Source organism: Mycobacterium sp. 1245852.3 (assembly GCF_001669335.1).
Classification (GTDB): domain Bacteria; phylum Actinomycetota; class Actinomycetes; order Mycobacteriales; family Mycobacteriaceae; genus Mycobacterium; species Mycobacterium europaeum_A.
Genome location: NZ_LZLL01000114.1, coordinates 1 through 13,665 on the forward strand (window position 1 = coordinate 1; position 13,665 = coordinate 13,665).

Genomic DNA, 13,665 nt, shown 5'->3' on the forward strand with positions numbered 1-13,665 from the left:
GCCGGGCTCGACCTCGCGTTGTGGCTGGCCGGACAGATCGCCGGCGAATCCCGCGCGAAGGCAATCCAGCTCGCGCTCGAATACGATCCGCAGCCGCCATTCGATTCGGGCCACATGTCGAAGGCCTCGGCGACGACGAAGGCCGCTGCGACGGCGCTGCTGTCCCGTGACAGCGTGAAGCCCGCCAACGTGAAGGCCACGACCCTGCTCGCCTGGGAGCAGGCGCTGGACAAGGTCCGGTCGCGGCGGCGCAGGCGGCCGCTGGAGAGCATGACGTAACTGGGGAATGCGCTAGCGCCGGTGATAGCGCTTCGCGCACAAGCACTCTCGAGCCAGAGCCTAGCCGCTAGGCGCCGGGCTGCAGGATCTCGGTGGTGGCGAGTTGCCCGCCGGCCTGCAGCCACGCCGCGACGACGCCGGGAGCGTCACGGTCGGGGTTGTAGATGTCCTCCTCGCTGGAGAACAGCCCGTCGCCGGCATAGACCAGGCGGGTCCAGTTGGGGAACCAGAACGGCTCGCCGTTCGGATCGGTCGGGTGGTCGAGCAGGTTCTTGATCATGACGACGACGGCGTCGTTGTCCTCATCGTGGGCGATCCAGTCACTGGGAAACCGCATGTGCGGGAACGGCGCCATCACCGCGACGATCCAGTCGCGAACCGCCTCGCGTCCGTGGAAGACGCCGTAGTGATGCTCGGTGTAGACGACGTCTTCGGTGAAGAGGTCCGCGAAGGGCCGCCAGTCGCCCGAAGCGCTGCACCCTTCGACGACCTTGGTGTAGTTCTCGACGGCTTCGTCGATTTCTGCCCTGGTGAATTTGCCCATAGCGGACACACTAGAACGTGTTTCGGTTTTGGGTCGCTCGTATGAGTGGGGAGATCGGATGAACGTGTTGGACTTGTTCAGCCTGCGCGGCAAGCGGGCGTTGGTGACCGGGGCGTCCAGCGGCATCGGCAGGAAAGTCGCGCAGGCCTACGTGCAAGCCGGCGCCCACGTCGCCATCGCCGCGCGGAATGTTGAGGCGCTGGAACGCATCGCCGGCGAGCTGGCGGCGGACGGCGCCGGCAAGGTCCTGCCGATTCGATGTGACGTGACCCAGCCCGACCAGGTGAACAGCATGGTCGACCGGGTGACCGCGGAGCTGGGCGGGATCGACGTCGCGGTCTGCAATGCCGGCATCATTGCGGTCGTCCCGATGCTGGAGATGTCGCCAGAGGAATTCCAGCGGATCCAGGACACCAACGTGACGGGAGTCTTCCTGACCGCGCAGGCGGCGGCCCGGGCGATGGTCGCCCAGGGGCGCGGCGGCGTCATCATCAACACCGCGTCGATGTCGGGCAGCATCATCAACGTTCCGCAGCAGGTCGGTCACTACTGCGCCGCCAAGGCGGCCGTCATCCAGTTGACCAAGGCCATGGCGGTCGAATTCGCGGCCCACAACATCCGGGTGAACAGCGTGAGCCCCGGCTATATCCTCACCGAGCTCGTCGAGCCGTTAACCGAGTATCACCGCCAGTGGGAGCCGAAGATTCCGCTCGGCCGCATCGGTCGCCCCGAGGAACTCGTCGGCCTGTACGTCTATCTGGCCAGCGAGGCGTCCAGCTATATGACGGGGTCGGACGTCGTGATCGACGGCGGCTACACCTGTCCCTAGCTCACCGGCCCTATCGCTCGAGCTCGCCGGAGATCCCGCGTTCGAGGTTGGCCTGCGTCGCCGAGGGCAACACCAGCAGGCCTTGGAGTTCGTTGCGGGCCACATCGTAGGCGCGTTGACGTTCCTGGGCGGCCGCGGCGGGGTCCGCCGCCACCCGTAACAGGCTCTGCGCCCGCGCAATTCGCTGCTGGTCCGCGCTGGAGAAATCGGTGCGGCGGCGGCGAATCGCCTCGGCCTCTGCGGCGTTGAACGCCGTGACGTAGTCCTCGACCGCGGCCATGTACCGCGCGGCGCCGTCGCGGTCGTCGAGCAGATCCTCGGCCTGCGCCGGGCGCAGAAAGTCGGCCCGCAGCTTGGCCTTGTGGAACGCGATCGTGTTGGCCTCGCGCATGTCGGTCATCAGCGGAAAGTCCAGCAGTTTGGCGACATCGAGCTCGTATTCGAGCCAGCGGGCATCCGTGCGGCCATGCTCATCGAGGACGCGCCGGATCGCGCGCCACTGGGCCGCTTGATTTCCGCCCGCGCCGTCGGCCGCGGGCGCGCCGGGCAACGGTTCCCGGCCGAACTCCCGCGACCGCTCGTCGGCGCGTCGTCGGTAGCTGCCGAACGCGCGCACGGCGGCGACGATCGCGCCCGTCAGCGGCAGGATGACGATCAACAGCTCCGCCAACCGGAATATCAGACCCACATCGCCAGGATGCCAGCAACTCCCCCGGGTTGACCCCGGGTCAGCGGACGCCCAGGGTGCCGGCGAGGTATTCCGTGCGACAGGCCCGGCGGGCCAGCTTGCCGCTGGTCGTGCGCGGGATGGCGCCGGCCGGCAGCAGACGGACGTCCGACACGCTCAGGCCGTGTCGCTGTGCGACCGCCGCCCGGATGGCCTCGATCGCCGGCGCGGATCGTGACGGCTGGTGCCCGCCGCGCGTTCGGCGACCACCACCAGTCGGGCGGTATCCGGGTCATCGTCGGCCGGCACGGAAAACGCCGTCACGTATCCGCGCCGGACGATCTCGGAGGCTTCGGCGACGGTGGCCTCGATGTCGTGCGGGTAGTGGTTGCGGCCGTCGATCGTCACCAGGTCCGCTATCCGGCCGGTCACGTACAGCTCACCGTCGAGATACACGCCCAGGTCCCCGGTGCGCAGCCAGGAGCCGTCCAGATCGGCGCCGTCGCCGTGGCTGCCGTCGGCGAGCCGCGACTGCAGCTTGGCGCCGAAGGCCCGCCGCGTCTCGTCGGGTCGTCCCCAGTAGCCCCGTCCGACGTTGTTGCCCTGCAACCAGATTTCGCCCACCTGGCCGTCCGGCACCTCTGATCGCCTGGCGGGATCGACGATGACGGCCCATTCGCTGCGTGCGACCTGACCGCACGACACGTGCGCGACGGCCCTGGAATGATCGGCGTCGACGCGCACCGCCGATCCGGCGCCCAGCAGTTCTGAGTCGAAGTACACCGCCGTCGGCTCGGCGGCCGGGGCGATGGTCGCGACGAACAAGGTGCCCTCGGCGATGCCGTAGGAGGGTTTGAACGCGGTGGGCGGCAACCCGTAGGGCGCGAACGCCTTGGTGAAGGTCTTGATGGAGTCGATGCTGACCGGCTCGGAACCGATGATCATCACCACGTTGCGCAGGTCGATGTCCGCCTCGGGGCCGGGCAGTCCGCGCTGCGCGGCCCATTCGTACGCGAAGTTCGGTGCGGCGGTGACGACGTTGCCCTGTCGGGACCCGTCGGACAGCGCCTGGATCCATCGCTGCGGGCGGCGGACGAAGGCGGCGGGAGACATCAGCGTGGAGTGGCCGCCGTAGACCGCCGGGAAGCCGATCATCGACAAACCCATGTCGTGGTAGAGCGGTAACCAACTGACGCCGTGGGTGTTTCGGTCCAGCAGGTCGATCGACAGGATCATTTGGACCAGGTTGGTGCCCACCGCGCGGTGGGTGATTTCGACACCGACCGGCGGGCGGGTGGAGCCCGACGTGTACTGCAGGTGCGAGACGTCGTCCATGCCGAGCTCGGTCGGCGCGAACGACTCCCCCGCCGCGTCGGGTATCTGGTCGATGGCGATCACCTGCGGCCGGCGCAGATGCGGATGGCCGGCCAGGAACGCCTCCACCGCCCCTTGGGAGGCGGTCGTCGTGAGCACGGCGGTGGGCTCCGAATCCCGCAGCGCGGTATCGAGGCGTTCGGCGTGCCCGGGCAGCTCCGGGGCGAACAACGGCACCGCGATGGTTCCGGCCTTGACCGCCGCGTAGAACCCGGCGACGTAGTCGATGCCCTGCGGCGCAAGGACGGCAACGCGCTCACCGCGGCCCGCGGCCTGCTGGATGCGTGCGCCGATGGCCTGCAGCCGCGCACCGAACTGGGTCCATGTCACCTCGTCGGCTTCGCCCCGCGCCGAACGGCTGAAATCGAGGTAGCGGTACGCCACGGTGTCACCGACGTTCGCGATGTTGCGGTCGATGAGCGAGATCAGGTTGACCCCGGGCGGCAGCACCACCCGGCCCGCGGCGTCCAGGCAGTCCTCGATGCGAAGGAGGCCACCGGCAGTCGGGCCGTCCTGCCGGGAGCCGCGATCCATGACTGCAGTCTAGGCAAGCCGAGCGGCGGTCTGCGCGCCGGTGAATCGGCAAACAGCAAGAGCGGCGCGGGCATTCGCCGCCTCGGGCGGGCGCTCGATCACCGGGCGCGCGGCGACGGTCAACCCGATCCGGTCATGGGCCGGGGCGGGCGGTAGCCTACCGGCGAGCGGCGTCCAGGGCCGTCCGTTTGCTACCACCAGGAGTCGTCATGCCGGGCCGCAACTATTCCTTCGAAGTCACCCGCACCAGCAGTGCGCCCCCGGCGACGGTGTTCCGGCTGGTGGCCGACGGCGCCAACTGGTCGCAGTGGGCCAAGCCGATCGTCGTGCACTCGAGTTGGGCGCGCCAGGGCGACCCGGCGCCCGGTGGCATCGGGGCCGTCCGCAAGGTGGGCATGTGGCCCGTCTACGTGCAGGAGGAAACCGTCGCCTACGAGCCGGACCGTCGCCACGCCTACAAGCTGGTGGGCCCGCGCACCCCGGCCCAGGATTACGGCGGCGAGGTGGTCCTGACGCCGAACGCGGCGGGCGGGACCGACATCCGCTGGACCGGTTCGTTCACCGAAGGCGTCCGCGGGACGGGTCCGCTGATGCGCGCCGCCATGGGTGGAGCGGTCCGGTTCTTCGCGGGCCGGCTGGTGAAGGCGGCCGAGCGGGAATCCCGCGCGGGGCGCTGACCGTCCCCTCCGCGCATGACGGCCGCATGAAGCGGCCGCCACGCTTCGATTCACGAATCACGGGTTGTTGAACTGGTTTTCGTACGTTTGTTGTTGCTGCATGTCCTGATTGAACTGCTGCTGGGCCTGCTCGTTCTGCTGTTCGGCCTGTTGGATGGATTGCTGTAGCTGCTGCTGCAGTTGATCGTCGCCGTCATCGGTCGCGAAACCGCCGGTGAGACCGGGTGAACCGGCGGCGTCCGTCAGGCGCACCGAACCCCAACCCGGCACGATCGCCGGTGTAGCGGCATGCGCCGCGTCGTACAGCGCGAGTACGGCCAGGGTGGCGGCGATTCCGAAGACGCGGGTGATCGCGGGGCCAAGGGTGTCGGTGGTCATTCTCCAGGTATGCGCCGCGTCTTTAGCTGCCCACTGGGAGGCGGCTGTCGTCTCGGTATGAAGCCTCGCAATGAGCCGCTATCTGGACTCGACCTCGTCCTGATACTTCTTGGTCATGTGCGCGACGGCGTCCAGCTGGGACTGCGCCAGGTTCTCCCGGGCCTGGCCGGCGCGCGCGGCGGCGTCCAGCGTCGGCTGCGCCTGGCCTTGGAAGTGCGGCATCACCTCGGCGGCGAACAACTCGGCGGACCGTCGGGTGGCGGCCGGGTTGGCCCACTCGTGACCCATCTGCAGCATGCAGCCGAATCCACCGGACTGGTCCCAGAGCCGCTGCACCTGTTCGCGCGCCCGCTCGGGCGTGCCGATCACGCCCGCGCCGTTCTCGTTGATGACGTCGATCATTTCGTCGAGCTGTTCTCCCGGCATCGTCATCTGCGGGAACGCGGCCACCTTCTGGAAGTACCGGAACCACGGCTCGATGCCGAACTTGACCTCCTCGCGGGCCTGCTTCTCGGTCTCGGCCAGGTGGAACAAACCGACCAGGCTCCAGTTCTTGCGGTCGACCTGCGTGCCGAAGGCCGCGGCGCGCTCCTCGACAATGCCCCAGTGGTAGGACAGCGCGTTGAAACCCTCGACGGTCAACGTCGCCCCGATGGACAGCAGGCCGATGCCGTGCTTACCCGCCAACCGCGCGCCCGTCGGTGAGGCGACCGCCGCGACCGACAGCGGGATGCCGCCGTCGGTGTACGGGGCGAGCTGCAGCTTGGCATCGTAGAGCTGATGGGTGGCGGTCTTGGCGCTGACCGTCTCGCCCGCCAGCAGCCGCACCACGATGTCGAGATTGGTTTCCAGCAGCTCGCGCGTGTCGGTCGGGGTGAGTCCGATCATGGACGAGTCGCTGGGCAGCGAGCCCGGCCCGACGCCGCCGATGATGCGGCCGTGCGTGAGGTGATCCAGCAGCATCAGCCGGTCGGCGACCCACAGCGGATTGTGATACGACAGCGAGATGACACCCGTGCCGAACCGGATTCGCTTCGCGCGTTCGGCGGCGGCGGCGATGAAAATCTCTGGGGAGCTGATGATTTCGCTACCCGCCGAGTGGTGTTCGCCCAACCAGACTTCGTCGAAGCCCAGCGCGTCGAGATGCTCGACGAAGGCGAGATCGCGTTGCAGGGCCAGCGTCGGATTGGTGCCCGCGCGGTGGAACGGGGCGATGAAGTATCCGAACCGCAGCTTCGACATTGAAGTCCCCTTGCATCCGAGTTGGCAGAACCATAACTCGGAATGCGGCTTGGGCCCTAGGTCCAGACAAGGGTTCAGCCGGTGGGGCCAGGTGATCCCGGCCCCACCGGCTAGGGAGCAAGTCTTGGTGTTTGCGCTTTAGCGCCGGCTCATCGGGTGATCAGAAACCGCCGCAGACGTTGCCGACGCAACCGCCGCCACCGCCCGGTCCGCCGCCACCACCGCCGACGCCCGGAATGCTGCCGCCGCCCCCGCCGGGACCGCCGCCACCGGTCGGGCCGCCGGGCACGCCGCCGCCACCGCCACCGGGACCGCCGCCACCGGTCGGGCCGCCGGGCACGCCGCCGCCACCGCCATTAGGGCCACCGCCGCCGGTCGGGCCGCCCGGCTCACCGCCGCCGCCACCGGGTGCGGTGGAGGGCGCCACGCTGGAGGACGGTGTGGTCGTCGGGGTCGTGGTGCTGCTGCTGGGGCCGCCCTTATGTCCGCCACCGCAGGCGACCGATAACACGAGCATCGCCGCACCGCCGAACAGTGCGACCGCCGTCCTCGGTCCAGATCTCATCAGATCCCCCATCTCCACATGCGCCACTTCGCGCCGCCCACTTTTTCTTACCCAGCGGCCTCGCCGCGCAAACAGATTCGGGCGGCGAAATCGTGCCGGACGAAAATGGCCCATCACGCAGGTGTGATGGGCCATCGCGAACAGCGGTCGGCTAGCAGTTCGATCCTACGATGCAGGCCGCGAGCGTGCCGATATGCACGCCGGGGACGGTCGTGCCGGGCTGCGGCATCGCGACGCTGGCTGGCGGATGCGTCGCCGCCGTCGCTGCGTTGCCGGTTTGGCTAACGCCCACGACACCGAATCCGACCGCCAGAACAACCGCTGCCGCACCACCGAACACCGCGATCGCCTTGTTGATTGGGGTCCCCATCAGGCGCTCCTCTCTGTTCCGGGGCGTTTGTTAAATCTGAGCGCACGTTTGTTACTAGCTAAATCCTACACCTGTGCAACTGTGCGCAGGGTAAATTTTTGGCATCGTGTCGCACGGCGAACCGGGGCACGTCGAATGCGCGGGTGGCGGGAGCGGCCCGCGCCGGGCTCGGGCGGCGCGCTGGTGCACGTCGACGCTGGATGATGACTCCGTTAGCGGCGGCCGCATCGGTCGATCGGGCGGCCGCCGTCGGGTGGCTGGCTAATCTTCCTTGGTGATCAGCTTGCGCAGCGCGACCCGGTCGGGCTGCAGCAGTTCGGCGATGCGGGGCCGGTTCACCTCGGCGACGATGATCTCGCCGACCTCCTGGTAGACCTCGCTGAAGATGCCGTGCGACTTCATCTTCGACGTCTGATACTGGTTGTCCTCGGTCGGCGTCACATAGATCACCGCGTCGGCCTTGAAGCGGTGCACCAGCCAGAGGTGGATCAACGTCATCAGTCGCTTCTGCCGCAGCTTCTCGGCGAAGGTGTTCTGGTCGCGGACCTGAAGGATGCTGCGGCCGTGCCGGTCCTTGATCGGGTCGACGACGACGTTGGCCAACTGCTCGTCGTCGTTGCCGTAAATCCCGAGTTCCAGCACGTCCGAGCCGGCCCGGCGGGGCCGCAGCTGCACGCGCAGCTTCTCGCCCAGGCTGTAGTTCTCGCTCCACATCGCCAGCCACTCCTCGAGCAGCTTCTTCGGCACCTCGGTCTGTACCAGGTGCTGGTGCTGGGTCGATCCCTCGCCCATCGCCTTGGTGGTCGCGGTGCGACCCGACGACGCGGTCAGCGCCGCATCGCTGCGCGGCCCGCCGACCAGGGTTTGCGGTGTGCGGTAAGGGGATTCGACCAGACGCATCTTGCGCTGCAGGCGGGCCAGCGCCAGCATGCCGTCCTGTTGCAGCGAGGTGGCGAACTCTTCGGCCGCGACGCCATCGATCTGGTGGCCGCCGTAGGTGATGAAGTTGAAGACGAAGCCCATCTTGCCCAGTTCCTCGGGGAACTGCTTCATCTGCTCGTCGGTCATGCCGGTGGTGTCCCAGTTGAACGACGGCGACAGGTTGTAGGCCAGCATCTGGTCGGGGAACTCGGCGTGGATGGCGTCGGCGAACTGCTTGGCGTCGGCCAGGTCGGCGGTCTTGGTCTCCATCCAGAGGATGTCGGCAAACGGCGCAGCAGCCAGTGACTTCGCGATGGCGTACGGGATGCCGCCGCGGATCTGGTAGTAGCCCTCAGGGGTCTTCGACAGCTCGCAGTCCCAACCCGGGTCGACGCCCAATTCCTTCGCCTTGGTCTTGGCCGAGTACAAGGAAGCGCGTGCCGCGAACGCCCGCCACTCGTCCACGCTCATGTCGGCCGGCTCGCCCTCGCTCGCATCGAATTCGAGCACCTCGGCCACGGCCTCGCCGTAGGTCATCAGCCCGGCATCGTCCTCCCAGGCCGCCACGAACCGCGACTCGACCTGGTCGAACAGGTCGTCGATCGACTTTTGACCGTTCTCGCGCCAGGTGTTGACCGCGTCGGAGATGACGCCCTGGATGCCCTGGCGCTCCAGCCAGGCGCCGGCCTCGGCGTACTCCCCTTCGGGCAGCGCATAGAGAAGGTGACCGTTGAGGTCTTTGACGCCCAGCTCGTAGAAGCGACGCACCATCGCCAGGAAACAGGACTTGTACGACGGGATGTTGAGGTTGGTGGCGCCGAGCAGGAACGGCTGATCGCGCTCGTCGGCCCGGCTGTCGAGCAGGTTGGCCGCCTCGGCGTCGGTGCGGGCGACGATGATGCCCGGCACCTTCATGATGTCGAGCTGGAAGCGCGCGGCGTTGAGGCGTTTGATCTGCTCGTCCGACGGCACCAGCACCTTGCCGCCCTGGTGGCCGCACTTCTTGGTGCCGGGACGCTGATCCTCGATGTGGTACCCCGGGACCCCGACCTCGACGAACCGGCGGATGAGGTTGCGCACGTGCGGGTCACCACCGTGGCCGGTGTCCGCGTCGGCGATGATGAACGGCCGGTAGTCGTATTGGGTGGCGGTCGCCCGCTGCTGCTCACTCATGTTCAGGCGCAGGTACTGCTGGTTGCGGTCGGCGGTCAGCAGCGCGCGCACCAGCACCGCGGCGTCGTCGGGCACCTGGCTCAGCGGGTAGCTGGCGAGGTCGGGGCCGGGATCCTCGGTGGTGGAACCCTTGGCCGACGTCGCCCAACCACCGAGGTAGATCCCCTCGATGCCCATCCGCTTCATCGCGACGGCCTGGCCGGGCGAGTACGGACCGAACGTGGTGATGCTCTTCTTCTCGGCGAACAGCTCGCGCAGCCGCTCATAGAACGCGGCCGCCGCGTTGCGGGCGACGGTGTAATCGGTGGGGATGGTGCCGCGTTGCTCTGCTACCTGGCGGGCGGTGAAGAGGCGCGTGATGCGAGAGAAGCGCGGGTCGTCGAAGTATTGCTGCGTGGCAGCGACCTCGTCGTCAAACGATGGCCGGACTTGCGTGTCCTTATCAATGATCGCCATGTCTTCGCTCCTTCGCGCGCATGATTCCACTGAACGTGAGTCTATCCCCGGAAACGGCAGTTCAATCAGGGCTCGAACGACTTGAGCCAAAACTGTTGCCCCGCCATGTACTTGCGAGAGCTTTTCGGTGGCGGACCGGTGACCGGCGTGAACCACCGGATGGCTGAGGACGTTGGGACAGCGAGGCACCGCGGCGCGGTGCGGTTTCAACGCCTTGGGAGACAATACCTTTCGATACGGTATCGATCACGGGGCCGCCGCACGACGGGCCAGCCAGTCTCGCTGGCGCCGGACGAATCTTGCGTCGACGACGCTGCCATGGCCGGGGACGTAGATCGCCGTGGGCCCACCGACCGCCAGTAGCCGATCCAGGGTCGTGGGCCAGGCCGCGATATCGGAGTCGGCGTCGATCGCGGGGTCGCCGGACTGTTCCACCAAGTCACCGGTGAACACCACGGTCGGATCGCCGCCTTCCGTTGCGGGCACGACCACCACCAAGTCCGACGCGGTGTGGCCCCGGCCGAGGTGGGCGATCGTCACCGCCCGGTCCCCCAGGTCGATGACGGCGTCGTGACCTCCACCGCGCGGGGGCCGCAGAGCCGCGATCGCCGCGTCCACTTCCGCGGGGTCGCCGCCATGACGCAGCGCGTCCTGGCGCAGGTCGCCGGTTGACGAGGAAAGGTATTCGACCACCTCGGGGGCGCAGAAAACCTTCGCCCCGGCGAACAGCGACGCACCGAGTACGTGGTCAAAGTGCTTGTGCGTCAACACGATATGGGTCACCGGGCGCCCGGCAAGCAGCCGGACGTCGGCGTCGATCGCGGCGGCCTCGGTGAGCGTGGTCCCGGTGTCGACGAGCAATGCGCCGGTGCGGCCCCACACCAGCCCGACGGTCACGTCGCAGAACGGAAGCCGGCAGCGACGCGCGGTGGCGGTCAACCGTTCCCAGGCGAGTTGCACAGCCTCCGAAGGTAGCCGCCCCGGCAAGCGGTCGCCGCCCGCTTCTTATGTCGGACATGGTTGACATGTCGGAAATTCCCGACGTACGTTGGCGGACGTGCACCGCGTCGATCGCGTCTTCCTCGCCCTGGCCAATCCGGTGCGGCGCGAACTGCTGGAGATCCTCGCCGCCCAACCGCTATCGGCGGGACAACTCAGCGATCGCTTCGAGCTCAGCCGCCCCGCCGTCGCCGAGCACCTCAAGGTGCTGCGTGACGCGGGACTGGTCGCCGACCGGCCGCAGGGGCGTCATCGCATTTACCGTCTGACCGCCGAGCCGTTGGCAGACCTCGGCGACTGGCTGCATCCCTTCGAGAAGTTCTGGCGCGGCCGACTGGCCAAGCTCGCCGAGGTAGCACAGGAGCTGGAATGACCGAAACGTCACGGTCCGCGACGGTCCGGGTCGATCAATTCGTCGCGGCGCCACCGGCCACCGTGTGGCGATTGCTCACCGAACCCGCGCTGATAAAGCTCTGGTGGGCCGAGGGGCAGGTGGCCGCGGTGGTGGGACACCAGTTCACGCTCGACATGCCGGGTTATGGCAAGCAGCCCTGCACGGTGCTCGAGGTCGACGCACCGCACCGGTTCGTCTACACGTTCACCGCGGCCTGGACGCTGACCTGGCGGTTGGAAGCCGAAGGCGACGGCACCCGAGTCTTCTTGGAACACAGCGGCTTTGACCTCGGCGACGGCCGCATGGCCCGGGCGTTCGAGCGCATGGGGCCGGGATGGCGCGACGTCGTCCTGCCCCGACTCGCCCAGCTCGGCGCCCAGACGACTCGCTAGACCCCACCGTGGGACTGGTTTCGGGGCAGACCGCTCGGGCTATCACCCCGGAATGGCTATCACCGATTCCCGCGAAGTCGTCATCGAGGCGACGCCCGACGAAATCATGGAGGTGCTGTTCGACCTCGAGTCGTTGACCGAGTGGTCGTCGGCGCACAAGAAGGTCGAGGTGCTCGAACGTGACGACCAGAACCATCCGAGGCGATCCAGACAGGTCGTCAAGCTCGTCGGCGTCAGCGACGAACAGGAGCTCGCCTACACCGTTCACGACGACGGCGTCGGCTGGACGTTAGTCAGCTCCAAACAGCAACGCGCCCAAGAGGGTCGGTACACGCTGACCCCCGAGGGGGACGGCACCCGGGTCCGTTTCGAGCTCACCGTCGACCTGGTGGCGCCCGTCCCCGGATTTCTGGTCAAGAAGGGGGCCAAGAGCCTGATGGACACCGCCACCGAGGGACTGCGCAAGCGGGTCCTCGAAGTCGAGCAGCGCGGACAGTAGCTTGGCCTCGCGCGGGTGAAATCGGGCCCTTCCCGAGTGTGAGCGCGCGAGTCAGACTGGTAGTCATGGAACCTACGCCGGCGGGCAGGCCGCACCGAATCGCAGCGATCATCGGTGTGCTGGCGATGGTGCCGGCGCTGGCCGGCTGCGGCGGCCACGGTGATGGCCACATGACGACGTCGTCGGCGCCGAAGATCACCACCCTCGGTCGCACGGCGCCGCGCGCGCCCGCCGACGGACCGCTGACCATCAGCAGTCCCGCTTTCGCCGACGGGGCCCCGATCCCGGTGCAGTACACCTGCAAGGGCGCCGACATCGCGCCGCCGTTGGCGTGGTCGGCGCCGCTGGGTGCGGCCTTGGTGGTCGACGACCCCGACGCCGTCAACGGGCTGTACGTCCACTGGGTCGTCGTCGGAATCCCGCCTGGTTCCGGAAGCACCGCCGATGGTCAGACCCCGGCCGGGGCGACCGCGCTGCCCAACACGGCCGGCCAGCCGGCGTACAAGGGGCCCTGTCCCCCGGCGGGAACCGGTACGCATCACTACCGGTTCACCCTCTATCAGCTGCCCAACGACTATCAGCTGCCCGCCGGCCTGGCCGGGGTGCAGGCGGCGCAGACGATCGGCGGCGCCGCGACCGCGCAGGCTCAGCTCACCGCGGTCTTCGGCGGCTGATCGGGCCCGTCACGACGCGTCGTCGAGAACCTGATAGGCGGCGTTGTAGCCGGGAGTGAACGTGATGCCGGGCCCGCCGTGGCATCCGGCGCCGGCGAGATAGAGACCGTCGATTTCGATGGGCATGTCGACAAAGCCCTTCGGGCCGGGCCGGTTCGGGCCCATCAGGTCGGGGTGGAGCAGTCCGTGGCAGAAGTCGCCCGAGGGCGCGCCGAACATGGTGTTCATGTGGTAGGGCGCGAAGGTGATGTGGCGGATCACGATGTCCTTGAAGTTCGGCGCCAATCGGGTGATCTTGTCGATAACCCGTTGCGCCATCGCGTTTTTGAGATGGCCATGCTGGTCGCGGGCGACTTCGACCGGAAACGCGTAAGCGAATGCGCTGGCCGCGTGCTTGCCGGGCGGCGCCATGCTGGGATCGTGCACCGACGGGATCTGCATGCCCATCGACGGGTTGTCCGGAATGACGCCCCGGCGGCAGTTTTCCCAGTGCAGCTGTTGCTCCTCGGGTGACCCGAAGATTCCGACCGACTGTTGCATGCCTTCCTCATTGAGGAACTCATAGGGCGGGGCGAATTCGGGCAGCCCGTCCAGCGCGAAGTGGATCTGCACGAACGAGGCCCGGTGATCGCGGCCGGAGACACGCGAGAACAGTTGTGCGGGAACGTGTTCGGGCGCGATCAGCTCGGTTGTTCCGG

The 13,665-nt window shown here is 67.9% G+C and carries 14 protein-coding genes and 3 pseudogenes; 7 read left to right on the forward strand and 10 right to left on the reverse strand.

Features of this window, described 5'->3' with window-relative positions:
• A pseudogene (locus A9W96_RS05025) lies at positions 1-279 on the forward strand (DJ-1/PfpI family protein); the annotation flags it as partial.
• Positions 280-346: 67 nt separating this feature from the next.
• Here A9W96_RS05025 and A9W96_RS05030 read toward each other — a convergent pair.
• Positions 347-823: a nuclear transport factor 2 family protein gene (locus A9W96_RS05030; protein WP_067138235.1), complete on the reverse strand. Its 477-nt coding sequence runs from the start codon at positions 821-823 to the stop codon at positions 347-349.
• Between the two features lie 58 nt (positions 824-881).
• On the opposite strand from A9W96_RS05030, the gene A9W96_RS05035 reads away from it, so the two are divergent.
• A complete protein-coding gene (locus A9W96_RS05035) occupies positions 882-1,652 on the forward strand; it encodes an SDR family oxidoreductase (RefSeq protein WP_067138239.1) in 771 nt (256 codons plus the stop codon).
• Positions 1,653-1,662: 10 nt separating this feature from the next.
• On the opposite strand, the gene A9W96_RS05040 is transcribed toward A9W96_RS05035, so the two are convergent.
• Together A9W96_RS05040 and A9W96_RS05045 are read right to left on the reverse strand one after the other, a co-directional pair.
• Positions 1,663-2,340, reverse strand: coding sequence for a hypothetical protein (locus tag A9W96_RS05040; RefSeq protein WP_067138240.1), 678 nt, complete (start codon positions 2,338-2,340; stop codon positions 1,663-1,665).
• 40 nt (positions 2,341-2,380) lie between these two features.
• A pseudogene (locus tag A9W96_RS05045) lies at positions 2,381-4,227 on the reverse strand (fatty acyl-AMP ligase).
• 209 nt (positions 4,228-4,436) lie between these two features.
• Between A9W96_RS05045 and A9W96_RS05050 the strand changes: the two are divergent.
• Positions 4,437-4,904: an SRPBCC family protein gene (locus tag A9W96_RS05050; RefSeq protein ID WP_066863270.1), complete on the forward strand. Its 468-nt coding sequence runs from the start codon at positions 4,437-4,439 to the stop codon at positions 4,902-4,904.
• A 57-nt stretch (positions 4,905-4,961) separates the two neighbouring features.
• On the opposite strand, the gene A9W96_RS05055 is transcribed toward A9W96_RS05050, so the two are convergent.
• From A9W96_RS05055 to A9W96_RS05080, 6 genes are all read right to left on the reverse strand, one after another.
• On the reverse strand, positions 4,962-5,282 hold the full coding sequence (locus A9W96_RS05055; RefSeq protein ID WP_067138241.1) for a hypothetical protein: 321 nt from the start codon (positions 5,280-5,282) through the stop codon (positions 4,962-4,964).
• A 78-nt stretch (positions 5,283-5,360) separates the two neighbouring features.
• The gene (locus tag A9W96_RS05060) at positions 5,361-6,524 is read right to left on the reverse strand and encodes an LLM class flavin-dependent oxidoreductase (RefSeq protein WP_066876696.1); all 1,164 of its coding nucleotides are present in this window, start codon (positions 6,522-6,524) and stop codon (positions 5,361-5,363) included.
• A gap of 160 nt (positions 6,525-6,684) precedes the next feature.
• Complete coding sequence (locus A9W96_RS32015; protein ID WP_066876856.1) at positions 6,685-7,089, reverse strand: hypothetical protein; 405 nt, start codon at positions 7,087-7,089, stop codon at positions 6,685-6,687.
• A 151-nt stretch (positions 7,090-7,240) separates the two neighbouring features.
• Entirely contained in the window at positions 7,241-7,459 is a 219-nt protein-coding gene (locus A9W96_RS05070; protein ID WP_067138243.1) for a hypothetical protein, read from the reverse strand.
• A 261-nt stretch (positions 7,460-7,720) separates the two neighbouring features.
• Positions 7,721-10,009 (reverse strand): isocitrate lyase ICL2, encoded by a 2,289-nt coding sequence (aceA, locus tag A9W96_RS05075; RefSeq protein WP_067138245.1) that lies wholly within the window; start codon positions 10,007-10,009, stop codon positions 7,721-7,723.
• A 246-nt stretch (positions 10,010-10,255) separates the two neighbouring features.
• The gene (locus A9W96_RS05080; protein ID WP_066876684.1) at positions 10,256-10,969 is read right to left on the reverse strand and encodes an MBL fold metallo-hydrolase; all 714 of its coding nucleotides are present in this window, start codon (positions 10,967-10,969) and stop codon (positions 10,256-10,258) included.
• An 88-nt stretch (positions 10,970-11,057) separates the two neighbouring features.
• Between A9W96_RS05080 and A9W96_RS05085 the strand changes: the two genes are divergently transcribed.
• The 4 genes from A9W96_RS05085 (at position 11,058) to A9W96_RS05100 (ending at position 12,967) form a co-directional block, all read left to right on the forward strand.
• The gene (locus A9W96_RS05085) at positions 11,058-11,381 is read left to right on the forward strand and encodes a helix-turn-helix transcriptional regulator (protein WP_067138247.1); all 324 of its coding nucleotides are present in this window, start codon (positions 11,058-11,060) and stop codon (positions 11,379-11,381) included.
• Entirely contained in the window at positions 11,378-11,794 is a 417-nt protein-coding gene (locus tag A9W96_RS05090; protein WP_066863292.1) for an SRPBCC domain-containing protein, read from the forward strand. Before A9W96_RS05085 ends, A9W96_RS05090 begins: the two co-directional genes overlap by 4 nt.
• Positions 11,795-11,846: 52 nt before the next feature.
• Positions 11,847-12,293, forward strand: coding sequence for an SRPBCC family protein (locus A9W96_RS05095; RefSeq protein WP_067023921.1), 447 nt, complete (start codon positions 11,847-11,849; stop codon positions 12,291-12,293).
• 65 nt (positions 12,294-12,358) lie between these two features.
• Positions 12,359-12,967 carry a YbhB/YbcL family Raf kinase inhibitor-like protein gene (locus A9W96_RS05100; protein WP_067023919.1) on the forward strand — a complete coding sequence of 203 codons (609 nt, stop codon included), beginning with the start codon at positions 12,359-12,361 and terminating at the stop codon, positions 12,965-12,967.
• A gap of 9 nt (positions 12,968-12,976) precedes the next feature.
• Here A9W96_RS05100 and A9W96_RS05105 read toward each other — a convergent pair.
• A pseudogene (locus A9W96_RS05105) lies at positions 12,977-13,657 on the reverse strand (phytoene desaturase family protein); the annotation flags it as partial.
• Positions 13,658-13,665: the final 8 nt, after the last annotated feature.